General features: G+C 39.3%; 14 protein-coding genes. 7 read left to right on the forward strand and 7 right to left on the reverse strand.

Features of this window, described 5'->3' with window-relative positions; all coding sequences use genetic code 11:
• Window positions 1-8: 8 nt before the first annotated feature.
• From aat to infA, 3 genes are all read left to right on the forward strand, one after another.
• A complete protein-coding gene (aat, locus tag ABX891_RS10570) occupies window positions 9-725 on the forward strand; it encodes a leucyl/phenylalanyl-tRNA--protein transferase (RefSeq protein ID WP_024595507.1) in 717 nt (238 codons plus the stop codon).
• Window positions 718-1422 carry an arginyltransferase gene (locus ABX891_RS10575; protein ID WP_024606094.1) on the forward strand — a complete coding sequence of 235 codons (705 nt, stop codon included), beginning with the start codon at window positions 718-720 and terminating at the stop codon, window positions 1420-1422. Before aat ends, ABX891_RS10575 begins: the two co-directional genes overlap by 8 nt.
• A gap of 90 nt (window positions 1423-1512) precedes the next feature.
• Window positions 1513-1731 carry a translation initiation factor IF-1 gene (gene infA, locus ABX891_RS10580; RefSeq protein ID WP_002962494.1) on the forward strand — a complete coding sequence of 73 codons (219 nt, stop codon included), beginning with the start codon at window positions 1513-1515 and terminating at the stop codon, window positions 1729-1731.
• A gap of 214 nt (window positions 1732-1945) precedes the next feature.
• Here infA and clpA read toward each other — a convergent pair whose 3' ends face one another.
• Both clpA and clpS read right to left on the reverse strand, forming a co-directional pair.
• On the reverse strand, window positions 1946-4207 hold the full coding sequence (gene clpA / locus ABX891_RS10585; protein ID WP_354629442.1) for an ATP-dependent Clp protease ATP-binding subunit ClpA: 2262 nt from the start codon (window positions 4205-4207) through the stop codon (window positions 1946-1948).
• A gap of 93 nt (window positions 4208-4300) precedes the next feature.
• The gene (gene clpS / locus ABX891_RS10590) at window positions 4301-4609 is read right to left on the reverse strand and encodes an ATP-dependent Clp protease adapter ClpS (RefSeq protein WP_002962498.1); all 309 of its coding nucleotides are present in this window, start codon (window positions 4607-4609) and stop codon (window positions 4301-4303) included.
• Window positions 4610-4817: 208 nt separating this feature from the next.
• On the opposite strand from clpS, the gene cspD reads away from it, so the two are divergent.
• A complete protein-coding gene (cspD, locus tag ABX891_RS10595) occupies window positions 4818-5036 on the forward strand; it encodes a cold shock domain-containing protein CspD (protein ID WP_002962500.1) in 219 nt (72 codons plus the stop codon).
• A gap of 511 nt (window positions 5037-5547) precedes the next feature.
• Entirely contained in the window at window positions 5548-7770 is a 2223-nt protein-coding gene (locus tag ABX891_RS10600; protein WP_354629443.1) for an NADP-dependent isocitrate dehydrogenase, read from the forward strand.
• A 139-nt stretch (window positions 7771-7909) separates the two neighbouring features.
• Here ABX891_RS10600 and ABX891_RS10605 read toward each other — a convergent pair whose 3' ends face one another.
• The 4 genes from ABX891_RS10605 to ABX891_RS10620 form a co-directional block, all read right to left on the reverse strand.
• A complete protein-coding gene (locus ABX891_RS10605) occupies window positions 7910-9151 on the reverse strand; it encodes an amidohydrolase family protein (protein ID WP_354629444.1) in 1242 nt (413 codons plus the stop codon).
• Between the two features lie 12 nt (window positions 9152-9163).
• Window positions 9164-10546: an amidohydrolase gene (locus ABX891_RS10610; protein WP_354629445.1), complete on the reverse strand. Its 1383-nt coding sequence runs from the start codon at window positions 10544-10546 to the stop codon at window positions 9164-9166.
• Between the two features lie 100 nt (window positions 10547-10646).
• Entirely contained in the window at window positions 10647-11432 is a 786-nt protein-coding gene (locus ABX891_RS10615) for a hypothetical protein (protein ID WP_002962505.1), read from the reverse strand.
• A 278-nt stretch (window positions 11433-11710) separates the two neighbouring features.
• A complete protein-coding gene (locus tag ABX891_RS10620; protein ID WP_354629446.1) occupies window positions 11711-12403 on the reverse strand; it encodes a DUF445 domain-containing protein in 693 nt (230 codons plus the stop codon).
• A 124-nt stretch (window positions 12404-12527) separates the two neighbouring features.
• On the opposite strand from ABX891_RS10620, the gene ABX891_RS10625 reads away from it, so the two are divergent.
• The gene (locus tag ABX891_RS10625) at window positions 12528-13400 is read left to right on the forward strand and encodes a fructosamine kinase family protein (RefSeq protein WP_354629447.1); all 873 of its coding nucleotides are present in this window, start codon (window positions 12528-12530) and stop codon (window positions 13398-13400) included.
• A 103-nt stretch (window positions 13401-13503) separates the two neighbouring features.
• On the forward strand, window positions 13504-13707 hold the full coding sequence (locus ABX891_RS10630; RefSeq protein ID WP_002962509.1) for a CPXCG motif-containing cysteine-rich protein: 204 nt from the start codon (window positions 13504-13506) through the stop codon (window positions 13705-13707).
• Between the two features lies 1 nt (window position 13708).
• Here ABX891_RS10630 and ABX891_RS10635 read toward each other — a convergent pair whose 3' ends face one another.
• Window positions 13709-14335, reverse strand: coding sequence for a riboflavin synthase subunit alpha (locus ABX891_RS10635; RefSeq protein ID WP_354629448.1), 627 nt, complete (start codon window positions 14333-14335; stop codon window positions 13709-13711).
• Window positions 14336-14355 lie beyond the last annotated feature (20 nt).

Here is a 14355-nt window from a genome sequence, read left to right on the forward strand (position 1 = left end):
AGTACTGTATGAGAAATCAGCTATACCAATTAAGTGAAACCGATATAGCATTCCCCAATCCGGAATACGCATTAGAATCCCCTGATGGCTTGTTAGCAATTGGCGGAGATTTAAGTTTACCTCGCCTAAGTAATGCCTACAAAAGCGGAATATTCCCTTGGTTTAGCGAAGATGAGCCTATTATGTGGTGGTCGCCGAGCGAACGCGGGATTTTTGAACTGGATGATTTTCATATAAGTAAGAGCCTGCGTAAACATTTAAAAAAGCACCCTGTAAAAGTAACCATTAATAATGCCTTTGAGGAGGTAATAGAAGCTTGTCGCGATCAACGCCTTGATACCGATGGCACTTGGATCACCTCTGACATGCTCAACGCTTATGTTAATGCACACAATGCTGGCATTGCCCATAGCTTAGAAGTGTGGAGCAACGGAGAGCTTGCAGGTGGCTTATATGGTATTATGCAAAATGGTGTTTTTTGTGGTGAATCGATGTTTCATCATCAAACCAATTGCTCAAAGCTTGCTATGTGGGCACTGGTAAATTGGCTTAAACGTCATAATGCGCATTTTATTGATTGCCAGTTAGAAAACCCTTATTTAATGACCTTAGGTGCACAAGTAATCCCCCGCTCAACATTTTTGACTAAACTAAAAGCTGCACATAACTATATTATTAATCCTATTATGTGGGAGCCACAAGAACTTGACGCAATCTATGAATGAGCAACTTCCTGCACGTGTTGGTTTAACCCAAGAGTTTGACTGTAGTTATTTACCCAACAGACAAGAGCAACTATTAGTTATTCTAGATCCTAGTTGCTACAGCACAGACAAATTTGAGTCATTATTAGGCTTAGGATTTCGTCGCAGTGGTAACCAAATATATCGTCCGCACTGCCCAATATGCAGTGCATGTAATTCTGTACGTGTATTAGCACAAGACTTTATCCCTTCAAAATCGCAAAAACGTAAACTAAACAAAGCAAAAAACCAGTTTGAAGTAAAATATTCAACGCAAGAACGCCCTGAGTATTATCCGCTCTATAGTAAATACATAACGATGCGCCATCAGGATGGAAGTATGTATCCTCCTGAAAAAGAACAGTTTCAAAGCTTTTTACTTTGCAGTTGGCTCAAAATCACATTTATTGAACTATGGCACCAGGATACTTTAGCCGCAGTTGCCGTAACTGATTGTATGAACAGCTCTATTTCTGCAATTTATACTTTTTTTGACCCCGACTTTGAACACTATAGTTTAGGCTCTGTGATGATATTAGAGCAGCTTAAATTTGCAAAAGAGCAAAATAAGCAATACGTGTACTTAGGCTATCAAATTGATGAATGCGATAAAATGAAGTACAAAACTCAGTTTTTACCAGCTCAAAAACAGCTCAATGATGAGTGGGTGGCTATTTAATTTGCAAATATAGTCCCTGCGCCTTTACTTATTGGTGTATTTTGGGCAAAATCTGCAGCGTTTAACTATTAAAGAGGTGTTACGCTAAACATGGCGAAAGAAGACGTAATCGAAATGCAAGGGACAGTCCTTGATACTTTACCAAATACAATGTTCCGAGTTGAGCTAGAAAATGGTCACGTAGTTGTGGCTCACATTTCAGGCAAAATGCGCAAAAACTATATCCGTATTTTAACCGGCGATAAAGTAACGGTAGAAATGACTCCTTACGATTTATCAAAGGGTCGTATCGTATTCCGTGCTCGCTAAGTAAGTGCGTAAACGAGATTTAGTTTTTGGCTAGTGTTTTACTAGCTTTAAGCGTTTATTAAATGTAATTGATAGACATTGACTAGCAATTACATTTAATAAACAAAAAACCCAGTTTTTACTGGGTTTTTTGTTGCCTATAAAAATGGCAAAAAAATGGCCCGCTATTATTTAGCGGGCCATTTTTATTTAACTTAGTTGTGTAATTAACGTTTTACGCTGGCGTTAAATTGCTCTCGTAATCAAAGCGAATCTTCTTGTCTTTAACCGATACTTTAACTGTACCGCCATCAACAAGTTCACCAAACAGTATTTCATTAGCTAATTGCTTTTTAAGCTCTTCTTGAATAACACGTGCCATTGGTCGTGCACCCATAGCCTTGTCATAACCTTTATCTGCGAGCCATTCACGCGCTTTAGGCGTAAGCTCAAGATTAACCGATTTTTTATCAAGCTGAGCTTGCAGTTCCACAATAAATTTATCAACCACCAGTAAAATAACTTCACGTTCTAGGTGATTAAACCAAATAATGTTATCTAAACGGTTTCTAAATTCTGGCGAGAAAACTTTATTAATTTCGCCCATTGCATCGTGCGTATGATCTTGCTCTGTAAAACCAATCGACTTACGCGTAGTTTCTTGTACGCCCGCATTGGTAGTCATTACAACCACTACATTTCTGAAATCAGCTTTACGACCGTTATTATCGGTTAATGTACCGTGATCCATAACTTGTAGTAAAATATTGTAAATATCTGGATGCGCTTTTTCAATCTCATCTAAAAGTACAACCGCATGAGGGTTTTTGATAACTGCTTCAGTTAATAACCCGCCTTGCTCAAAACCAACATATCCTGGTGGAGCACCAATTAGTCGGCTGATTGCGTGGCGCTCTACATATTCAGACATATCAAAACGAATAAACTCAACACCCATACATTTAGCAAGTTGCTTGGTTACTTCTGTTTTACCAACACCTGTTGGGCCTGCAAACAAGAACGAACCCACTGGTTTTTCTTCGCTTGATAAACCCGAGCGAGATAAACGAATAGCCGATGTAAGCGCATCAATAGATTGATCTTGTCCAAACACCAGCATTTTAAGATTACGGTCTAGATTTTTAAGCGTCTCTTTATCTGTTGAAGACACATTTTGTGGTGGAATACGTGCCATCTTCGATATTATTAGCTCTATATCAGCCACACCAATCGTTTTTTTACGTTTAGAACTAGGTTGTAAACGTTGGTTAGCGCCCGCTTCATCAATTACATCAATTGCTTTATCTGGCAAGTGGCGCTCATTAATGTATTTAGCACTAAGTTCAGCAGCTGCTTTTAATGCTTTTTGAGTGTAGCGAATACCATGGTGCTCTTCGTAACGCTCTTTTAATCCATTTAAAATTTTAGTGGTATCGGCAACACTTGGTTCAAGTACATCAATTTTTTGAAAACGGCGTACTAATGCACGGTCTTTCTCAAAGATATTTTTATACTCATTGTAAGTGGTTGAACCCATACAACGTAACTTACCACTTGAAAGAAGTGGTTTAAGTAAGTTTGAAGCATCCATAACGCCACCAGACGCTGCGCCAGCACCTATTATGGTATGTATTTCATCGATAAATAAAATAGACCCAGGTTGTGCCTGAAGCTCTTTTAATAAGCTTTTAAAGCGCTTTTCAAAATCGCCACGGTATTTAGTACCTGCAAGCAATGCCCCCATATCTAGTGAGTACACAACTGCATCTGCAATTACTTCTGGTACTTGCTCGTTCACAATACGGTACGCTAAACCTTCAGCAATAGCTGTTTTACCAACGCCCGCTTCACCAACAAGTAATGGGTTATTCTTTTTACGACGACACAATACTTGTACCGTACGCTCTACTTCGCTGTCGCGCCCAATCAGTGGGTCAATATTACCTTCACGAGCCTGAGCGTTTAAGTTAGTTGTAAAGCTGTCTAGCTTACTTGCTTCTTCGTTTTGAACTTCTTGCACTTCTTCATGTATATAATCGCTGTCGTCGCCTAGTTCATCATCAGCTTTTGAAATGCCGTGCGAAATAAAGTTAACAATATCTAAGCGCGATACATCATGCTTTTTAAGTAAATAAACAGCTTGGCTCTCTTGCTCAGAAAAAATAGCAACCAGGACATTGACACCCGTCACTTCGTTTTTTCCTGACGATTGCACATGAAACACAGCACGTTGTAATACACGCTGGAAACCAAGCGTTGGCTGAGTTTCACGTTCTTCTTCTAAATCTGGGATGACGGGTGTTGTTTCGTCAATAAATTCTAATAATTCGGTTTTTAAGCCTGAAAGATTAACACCACACGCGTTTAAAGCTTCTCCTGCAGAAGGATTATCTAATAGCGCAAGTAAAAGGTGCTCTACGGTCATAAACTCATGACGGCGAGTGCGCGCTTCACGAAACGCGGCATTTAAAGTGAGTTCTAAGTCTTTGTTTAGCATTGGCAACCCCTTACTGAGATAATAATTTATACCACAACAATCGGATGTTTGATCACCCTAATTGGTATTTATACCAATTGTATTAAATTGGTATTATTCCTGCTCACAACTACAAAGCAGTGGATGCTCGTTATCCCGTGAGTAACGGTTAACTTGTTCAACTTTGGTGTGGGCAACATCGGCGCTGTAAACACCGCAAATACCCTTACCTTTTTCATGAACCTGAAGCATCACATCGGTTGCTCTATCGCTATCCATATTAAAAAACGTCGTTAAAACTTCAATTACGAAGTCCATCGGCGTGTAGTCGTCGTTATTTAAAACAACTTTATATTTTCGCGGCGGCTGTAGCTTTTGCTTTTCACTGTCGCGAACTGTGTCGATAACACCTGAATCTTTCATACCACTCATAATTAAATATAGTCTTGTCTTTGTAACTCAAGCAAACTTGAATAAAAAATAAATAAAATGTTAAAAAATAACTCAAAACACTTGACTGGTTGGCTAAATAAACTACAGTCAAACATAGATTGATTAAACCTTAGTCAGTCTAGCAAATTATACGGTTTAGAATAACTAAATTAGTCAACTTATTGAAGGATGTAGAAGTATGGCTTGTGGTAAAGTTAAATGGTTCAACAACGCCAAAGGTTTTGGTTTCATCGTAGAAGACGGCTGCGAGAATGATATCTTCGCTCATTACTCAACAATTGTAATGGACGGCTATAAAACGCTTAAAGCTGGTCAAGATGTAACATTCGAATTAGAACAAGGGCCTAAAGGCCTACACGCTAAAAATATTGCCCCAGATGGTGACATTATTGAGTGACGATTGTTTTGTTCGACTAAAGCGAGCGACCTTTTAAGATCCTCGCTTAATTCCTTAAGCATACTAACTTATCTCTTCTTCCCTTATTTATTGCCTCTTTTCATTCAAATTCAACCCTTTTCCTTGAATTTATTTTATATACCCCAATGTTCTAAGAGTTGATTGTTTAACTGCTTATTGGGCATGCTCAAACTCTAGCCCTTTTTATTTAAGCTTGTTACACTCTTGGTGCTAAAAATTGCGCATAACACCTTATCGCCTCTTTTATATGTACTAGGCTAAAGGCTGATTTATTTTTGTTAATTTTTTAGCTATAAATACGATTCCAGTTCGTCAGGTGTGACTATTCTGCTTTTATAAAAGAGCAACGCTGAGTACCAACACCTAACAAACTATTCATTACGAGCGTACGTGTTCATTAACTTGTTTAATAATATGTACTCACTCATAAGTAATGATTTTCTTTGCATTGTTGAATAAGACCTTATCGGTCGACTATCTAGGAATGATGATGACATCAAAAATTATCTATACAAAAACGGACGAAGCTCCGGCACTAGCAACTTATTCGTTGCTACCGATCATCCAAGCATATACAAATGCGGCCGGTGTTGAAGTTGAAACTCGCGACATTTCATTAGCAGGTCGTGTAATTGCTAGCTTCCCTGATTATTTAACAGAAGAACAACGCATCGGTGATGCACTTGCTGAACTTGGCGAGCTTGCTAAAACACCAGAAGCAAACATCATCAAATTACCAAACATCAGTGCATCTGTACCACAGCTTCGCGCTGTAATTAAAGAGCTTCAAGCAAAAGGTTACGCTCTTCCAGAATACCCTGTAGAACCTAAAAATGATGAAGAAAAAGCAATTCAAGCGGCTTACGACAAAATTAAAGGCAGTGCAGTAAACCCTGTACTACGTGAAGGTAACTCAGATCGTCGCGCGCCAGGCTCTGTAAAAGAATATGCACGTAACAACCCACATTCAATGGGTGCGTGGAGCAAAGATTCTCAGTCTTACGTTGCAAGTATGAGCGAAGGCGATTTCTTCGGTTCAGAAAAATCAGTAACTGTTGATACAGCCACTGATGTGCGTATTGAACATGTTGCAACTAACGGTGACGTTACTGTTCTTAAACAAAGCACACCTCTTTTAGCTGGCGAAGTTATTGATGCATCAAGCATTAGCGCTTCTAAGCTTCAAGCTTTCTTAGCTGCAGAAATTGACGCTGCTAAAGAGAAAGGTGTTTTGTTCTCGCTTCACATGAAAGCGACAATGATGAAAGTATCTGATCCAATCATCTTCGGTCACGCTGTAAAAGTATTCTACAAAGATGTATTTGCTAAACACGGTGAGCTTTTTGAAGAGCTAGGTGTTGATGTAAATAATGGTTTAGGCGACGTATATTCTAAAATTCAAACATTAGACGATGCTAAGCGCGAAGAAATTGAAGCAGATATTCAAGCTGTTTACGCTAACCGCCCTGCTATTGCTATGGTTGATTCTGACCGTGGTATTACAAACTTACACGTACCAAGTGACGTGATCATCGATGCATCTATGCCTGCAGCAATCCGTTCAAGCGGTCAAATGTGGAATAACGATGGTAAATTACAAGACACTAGCTTTGTAATTCCTGATCGTTGTTACTCAAGTGTTTACCAAGCAACTATCGATTTTTGTAAAGAAAATGGCGCGTTTGATCCAACAACAATGGGTAGCGTTCCAAACGTTGGCCTTATGGCTCAAAAAGCTGAAGAATACGGTTCACACGACAAAACATTTGAAGCAAAAGCGGACGGTTCTATCCGTGTTGTTGATGCAAATGGTAGTACATTACTTGAGCACAGTGTTGAGCAAGGCGATATCTGGCGTATGTGTCAGGTTAAAGACGCACCAATTCAAGATTGGGTTAAGCTTGCAGTAAACCGTGCACGCGCAACAGGCGTTCCAGCTATTTTCTGGTTAGACGAAAACCGTGCACATGATGCGCAGCTAATCAAAAAAGTAAATAAATACCTACCAGATCACGATACAGCGGGTCTAGATATTCAAATTTTAGCACCGCTTGAAGCAACATTGTTCTCACTAGCGCGTATTAAAGAAGGTAAAGACACTATTTCTGTAACAGGTAACGTTTTACGTGATTACCTAACAGATTTATTCCCAATTTTAGAATTGGGTACAAGTGCTAAAATGCTTTCAATTGTTCCACTTATGAACGGTGGTGGCTTATTTGAAACTGGCGCGGGTGGTTCTGCACCTAAGCATGTTCAACAATTCGAAAAAGAAAACCACTTACGTTGGGATTCTTTAGGTGAATTTTTAGCACTTGCTGCATCACTTGAGCACTTAAGCGTAACTGCTGGTAACAACAAGGCACAAGTACTTGCTGATACCCTAGATAAAGCAACAGGTACGTTCCTTGCTGAAAACAAATCGCCTTCACGTAAAGTGAAAGAAATTGATAACCGTGGTTCTCATTTCTTCCTATCTTTATTCTGGGCACAAGAACTTGCTAAGCAAAATGATGACAGTGAACTTAAAGCACAGTTTACTCAAATCGCTAGCGACCTTGAGTCTAATAAAGAGCAAATCGTAAGTGAACTTAACGATGCGCAAGGCCCTGCAGTTGATTTAGGCGGTTACTTCCAGCCTAACGATGATGCAGCCTTTAAAGCGATGCGTCCAAGCACTACATTTAACGATATTCTTGCTAAATTAGTATAAATATCGGTTTAAATTTAAAAGCCACTTACTTGTAAAAGTAAGCGGCTTTTTTATGTCTAAACTTTACAAAAAAAGGCCGCTATCATTAGATAGCGACCTTTTTGATTAACCAAAACTATTTAAGTTATTTAAACTCTGATTACTTAGTATAAGCCCGTGGCATTTTTGAATCTGTTGTATAACGGTCACGCAGTTTATCTTGACGAGATTGTGTAGAAACCTCAACGCCATTAATAAACATTTTGCTCACATGGCTGCTTAGCTCAAACGGGTCATTACTCCATATTACTACATCAGCAGCTTTGCCAACTTCAAGGCTACCTGCATTAATGCCAAATACATCAGCAACGTTTGATGTAAGCGCTTTTAACGCACCTTCTTGGCTCATACCATACGACACAGCATTACCAGCATCAAAACGCAGCTGATAAATATTGTGACTTGCATCACCACCTACCGTTAATAATACTTTAACGCCTGCTTTTTCAAGCACACTAGCATTATCTAAACTTGCATGAAGCGAATCAAAGCTTCCTGGTAAGCTATCCATTGCACTAATAATCACTGGAATATTTGCTTTAGCAACGCGCTCTTTTACTACAACAGCATCTTGCGCACCGTTAAGTACTAAATTAATGCCAAATTGCTCTTTTACTTTTATTAGCTCAATAATATCAGCCGCACGCGAAACGCCAACCACTAATGGCATTTCACCACTGAGTACTTTAGCCATTACTTTATCTTCAGTACTTGGCTTGTCGTCATCTTTTTTCGCTTTTTTACCAGCTTTAGTTTTGTGCTCATCAAGCTTATTAATAAGTGTTTGCAAAGTAAAAGCACGTGAGCCTTTACTGCGCTCACCTAAGTAAACGATTAAAGCCGCTTGTTTTTGCATGTCGCTGTCAAAACTACCACTTAAATCAACAACACTCGCAAGGCCTGAAAAAATGCTATCGCCGCCATGAGGAGTAATTACATCGCGTGTTACGCCGCCTTTACGAGCGTAAGGAATTAAGCTTGAATGTGCGTTGTAAGCAAGGCTTACATCAAAATCAATACCAGCTTTTTCCTCACCTGCATCGCGAGAGCCTGCAACTGCACTTACTTCAACTAAACCAAGTTGATTAATACTTGCTATAAAGCCAGGGGTTACAATTTGCCCCTTTGCATCAATAATTTGATCTACTTTAATTTCAGCTGGGTTAATCGCTGTGATTTTACCATCTGTCATTACAATGCTTGCCGCTTCTAATACACCTTGATCAGAAGACGTATGCAATGTTGCATTAATAATTGCTAGTGATTGTGCGCTTACAGCACCAGATGCTAATAATCCTGCAGCAACCAGAGAAAGCGAAAACGAACGTGATAAATTTTTCATTCTGGGTGCTCCTTATTGTTGACCTAACATAAAATCACTTGTTGCTTGGTACGCGCTGTCGTTTCTATCGTAAACCTTTGCACCATCAACAAACACTTGTTCAGCTTTAGCATAGACACTAAATGGGCTTTGATTCCAAATAACAACATCGCCCTGCTTACCCGCTTCTAGTGAACCTGTTTTGTCATCAATACCTAACGATTTAGCAGCGTTAGACGTGATCCATTTAATAGCGTGTTGCTCAGAAATATCAAAACCATTTTCGTTAGCTCGGTACATAACCTTGCCCGCTTCTTGGTTTAAACGCTGAATAGTAGTATCTGAATCTGAGTGAACAACTGCACACGAGTTTTTAACCGCATCAACAATAGCCACATTTTCTTGAACCATGTCGTAGGCTTCCATTTTAAAGCCCCACCAGTCTGGCCAAAGTGCAGCACACGAACCATTCTCAGCAAGTAAGTCAGCAATTTTATATGCTTCTACACCGTGATGGAACGTACCCGCGTGGTAACCAAATTCTTTTGACAGGTCAATCATCATTGCCATTTCTTCAGCTTTATAACAATGATTATGAATACGTACTTCGCCTTCAAGCACACCGCGAAGCGTATCGTGTTTAATATCACGTACTGGTGCTTCTGGGTTTAAACCTGCCGCGTAATCAGCATCGTACTTATCCCATGCACGTTTGTACTCAGCGGCTTCAGCCCACGCCATACGGTAACCAGCCATATTACCCATACGGGTTGAAGGCAATACACCTTGACGACCATAAACACGTTTAGGGTTTTCACCACACGCCATTTTTAAACCATACGGCGCCTCTGGAAATTTCATCCCTTGCATAGTGTGTGCTGGTACGTTTTTAAGCGTAACGCCGCGTCCACCAAATAAGTTAGCTGAGCCTGGTAAAATTTGTAGAGAAGTAATGCCGCCTTCGCGTGCACGATTAAAGCCTGGGTCTTGTGGCCAAACAGAATGCTCAACCCACACTTCTGCAGTGTTAGGGCTGGTCATTTCGTTACCATCTTGATGCGACTCGACCGACGGACTTGGGTATGCGCCTAAATGTGAATGTACGTCAATAATACCCGGTGTTACCCATTTCCCTTGTGCATCAATTGTAATATCAGCAGTGGCTGTTAAGTCTTTACCGACTTGTTGTACTTTACCATCAACAAGTAATACATCTGCCTCATCTAAACGCTCACCAGTACCTGTCAGTACTGTTGCATTTGTAATAAGAGTGCTTGATGTAGAAATTGGCTGATAAGTACTTGGGTAAGGATTTTTGTTAATTGTTATTTTATCGTCTTGTGGGCCGTTTTCTTGGCAGCCTACAAGTGCAGCAGCTAAGCCAACCGCTAATAAAGAAGGTGCAAATTTTTGCATGTTGTTTGGATCTCCTGTTTTTTTGCTACTTTAGCGAAACCTAAAGGATAAAGCCAAAAAAACAGGTGAAAACGCAGTTAATTAAGATGAATTTCTGTAATTATTTCTTTATATAATTGTTATACAGCTTTTCAAGCGCACCTTCGGTGGTAAGCGAGGGATCTTTACTAATAAAGTGCTTAACCGTACGCGTTACAAAATCAGAGTTTTGCTTATGTAGCTTTGAAAAATCTTTAATAAGTGTATTACCATCTTTAGCCGCAGTAACTTTGTCATGACGATGACGATACTGGCTCAATGCTTTATTAAAATCGCCTTGATAGTCTTCAACCAAAATTTTATAAAAGTCGCTTTTTTGAACATTTAAATCGTTAATGCAGTAATTTAACGCCTCTTTAAAGTCGGTAAATATCATGCCTTCTACATCAAACTCTTTTGTTTTTTCGCGCACTGCTACTTTGGCATCTTCTGTGGCATAGCTAAAGCCCGTAAAGGCTAAACGCTCAGCGGCTTCTTTGCCTAATTTCATACCCGCTTGAATACTATGGGCAAACTCGTCGCTCATGTCGCCAAGTTCGCTTTCTTCCCACATGTTATAAACGCGCAGTGGTTTAGCATATTTATTTGAGAGCTTTTTTTTAAGCTTGGTAAAGCGCTCATCAATCGTCATCAGTCTTTCGTTATGTAAAAGTGCGTGGCACTCATAACACGCAGGGATAGAGATAAAGTCAGCCTCTTCACCTAAATCAACAATACTTTGTAGCATATGCAGTGGCGGACAATGATCGCGCTCTGTCGCTTCACAGCCACAATAAAAACACTGATTAAAATGCTGCTGATCGCACGCGTATGCTTGCTGATAATAACTGGCTAACGTTTTGCTCACCGTTGCTCCTAAAAAACACGACTAAATTATGGGGGCGATAATAACAGCCTGAAAAAATAAGTCATACCAATTGCATTAAATTAGTTATCTATTATTGCGCTAATAAAGTAGCGCAATAATAAGGCGAAATTATAACGTGTAGTTGCTATCACTAATTTCTCCTTGCATTGCTCTACCTCCTGCATCCATGCACTCGTACACGAACAATTTTTAACGCAGTAAGTGCGCTATTTAATGCGATAGAATGATTTTTTTAAAATTGGTATCAGTAGCTATATTTAAATCACGGCCGCAATTAAACCAAACAAGCCACCAAACACACCGCCCCATACTACAAGCCAGCCTAGGTGCTCGCGGATCATGGTCTGAATAATCTCTTTAACCATTTTAGGAGTAAGCTCATCTAAGCGCTCATCAACTAGTTTAAGCACCGTTTTATGTAGGCTTTCTGCGCTATTACCTTGTGAAAGTGTTTGGCTTACTAATGCTTTAAAATCGTCAGTTTGAGAAATCTCACTAAGCGACAATTGCATTTTTTCAATAAACTTTTCACGCATTGGCTCTATTGCCGCAGTACCACCAAACATTCCTAACATACTACCAAACTGAGACTGCTCTATTACCTCTAACAAGCTGTCGAATGCAGGGTTTAAATTAACATTGCTAATTATTGGCTCAAAGTCGATATTGGGCTGCGCTTTATTGAGTAAATTATTAATTTTTTGCTCTGAAAAAAACTCCGTTAATATTAGGTTTCGTATAGCGACTTTAAAGCTTTCAAATTTAAGCGCTATAACACCTGAACCATATAAAAACGGGACCTTTTCGAATAACATATGAATAGCTAATAAATTAGTTACCGCGCCAGAAAGTGCAAATAAACCAACAGACAACACAATTGCTTGGTTAAACATAAAACCTACAACAACACATAAACCCGCTAGCAAATTGGTTATTAAACTTTTGTTCATTTTAACTCCACTACAGTAAGTGTAATTTTATTCAATATAGCCGTTAATTTTACAACGTTTAGATTGTTAAATTAATACCTTTTTGCCATAGTTTAAGTATCTGTTTAAAAGGCGAGCAATTGTTATGTGGAAAACAGTAAATGAGCACATCAGCCGAGCCATCAATTTTGACTTTAAGCACACCTACAAACGCCAATTACAAAGTACAAACACCGACAAACTATTTCATATTACTAATGGTACGCATAACTACTTCGTTAAAATAGCACTAAAAAGTGAGCTCGAGCGTTTAGAAAGTGAATTTATTGGCTTAAAACTTTTGGCGCAAAATAGTGATTTTAAAGTACCTGAATGTATTACAACTGGCGCAAATATAGAGTTTTCGTTTATTGTTTTACAGTGGCTTGTTTTAGATAAACAACCCCACGACACGTGGACTAATATGGGACGAAACCTCGCTAAAATGCATCAAAAACATGACCAAGCTATGTTTGGCTTTGATGTAGACAATTACCTAGCCACAACCATACAGCCAAACCGCTGGCACAAAAAGTGGGATGTATTTTACGCCGAAGAACGTATAGGGTGGCAATTACAGCTACTCGCTGAAAAAGGCATTAACTTAATTGAGCCCGAACGCTTAATTAATACCGTAAAAGAGCAACTACATGGTCATCAAGTACAACCTTCATTACTGCATGGCGATTTTTGGCGTGGAAATATGGGCTTTTTAAAAGCAGAACCAACGGTATTTAACCCGGCTTGTTATTATGGTGATCGGGAAGTAGATATTGCAATGAGCGATCTATTTGCCCCCCTGCCTAAAGACTTTTATAGCGCCTATAACGCGCACTACCCGCTTTCACAAAATTACGAAAAACGTAAGTTAATATATCAGCTATACCCCATTTTAAATCACGCCAATATCTTTGCAGGTCACTATCTTACTGAAGCTAAACAACATATAGAAAAGCTGGTATTTGAAGGTATAAAATAAGTGTCATAAGCTGCATTTCAACACTATATTTAATGAGTAAGTAGGGGTTCATCTGTAAGCGATTAAGTTGAACCTAACTTAATTATTTATAACTGGAGTGATTATGAAAGATTTTTTATCACAACGAATAACGTGCCCACACTGCGGTCACCACATACATCTAGACCTAGACGCAAGCAGCGGCGATCAAGACTATATAGAAGATTGCACTGCCTGCTGTAACCCAATTCATTTAAATATGCATATAGACCATGCTAACAATAAATTGGAGCTACACGTAGACAGTGACGACGAACAAATATTTTAACTTAAGCCTGATGGCGTAAGTAGTTCTCTACCGTATTTACAATAGTGTAAGTTTGCTGATCAACTTCAATATTAAACTTGTCACCCACTTGCGCTGCACCAATGTTTGTAATGGCGAGCGTTTCCGGAATTAGGTGTATCCAAAAACCTTGTTCATCAACTTCGCCTACGGTTAAGCTTGCGCCATTTATAGCAACAAAGCCTTTATATAACACGTACTTTTGCCACTCTTTTGGCAAGCTTAATTGTATTTTGCAGTTATTCTCAAGCTTCACTATTTGAGAGATTTGTGACGTACAATGAATATGCCCAGACACTATATGCCCACCAAGCTCAGTACCAAACGTAACAGAGCGTTCGTAATTTACTAAACTACCTAGCTCAAGCAGGCCTAAATTGGTTAACTTTAGCGTTTCATCAATCACATCAAAATGCACTTGCGCCACCACATCATGATTACTTAGCTCAACTTGCACAACAGTTAAACAACAGCCATTAATAGCAATGCTTGCGCCTAAATCTAAATGCTTAACGTACTCATCGCTCACCGATACAACTAAGCGTAACACACCATCAGTTTGAGTTTTAGAGACCACTGTTGCTTGTGTTTGCACTATTCCTGTAAACATAAAATCACTTAAAATTATTA

It is taken from the genome of Pseudoalteromonas sp. NCIMB 1079, assembly GCF_040567695.1.
Taxonomy (GTDB): domain Bacteria; phylum Pseudomonadota; class Gammaproteobacteria; order Enterobacterales; family Alteromonadaceae; genus Pseudoalteromonas; species Pseudoalteromonas distincta.

Bases quoted from the DNA above. Each gene is read 5' to 3' on its own strand.
- aat (WP_024595507.1), top strand. From the start codon at position 9: ATGAGAAATCAGCTATACCAATTAAGTGAAACCGATATAGCATTCCCC.
- ABX891_RS10575 (WP_024606094.1), top strand. From the start codon at position 718: ATGAATGAGCAACTTCCTGCACGTGTTGGTTTAACCCAAGAGTTTGAC.
- infA (WP_002962494.1), top strand. From the start codon at position 1,513: ATGGCGAAAGAAGACGTAATCGAAATGCAAGGGACAGTCCTTGATACT.
- clpA (WP_354629442.1), bottom strand. From the start codon at position 4,207: ATGCTAAACAAAGACTTAGAACTCACTTTAAATGCCGCGTTTCGTGAA.
- clpS (WP_002962498.1), bottom strand. From the start codon at position 4,609: ATGAAAGATTCAGGTGTTATCGACACAGTTCGCGACAGTGAAAAGCAA.
- cspD (WP_002962500.1), top strand. From the start codon at position 4,818: ATGGCTTGTGGTAAAGTTAAATGGTTCAACAACGCCAAAGGTTTTGGT.
- ABX891_RS10600 (WP_354629443.1), top strand. From the start codon at position 5,548: ATGACATCAAAAATTATCTATACAAAAACGGACGAAGCTCCGGCACTA.
- ABX891_RS10605 (WP_354629444.1), bottom strand. From the start codon at position 9,151: ATGAAAAATTTATCACGTTCGTTTTCGCTTTCTCTGGTTGCTGCAGGA.
- ABX891_RS10610 (WP_354629445.1), bottom strand. From the start codon at position 10,546: ATGCAAAAATTTGCACCTTCTTTATTAGCGGTTGGCTTAGCTGCTGCA.
- ABX891_RS10620 (WP_354629446.1), bottom strand. From the start codon at position 12,403: ATGAACAAAAGTTTAATAACCAATTTGCTAGCGGGTTTATGTGTTGTT.
- ABX891_RS10625 (WP_354629447.1), top strand. From the start codon at position 12,528: ATGTGGAAAACAGTAAATGAGCACATCAGCCGAGCCATCAATTTTGAC.
- ABX891_RS10630 (WP_002962509.1), top strand. From the start codon at position 13,504: ATGAAAGATTTTTTATCACAACGAATAACGTGCCCACACTGCGGTCAC.
- ABX891_RS10635 (WP_354629448.1), bottom strand. From the start codon at position 14,335: ATGTTTACAGGAATAGTGCAAACACAAGCAACAGTGGTCTCTAAAACT.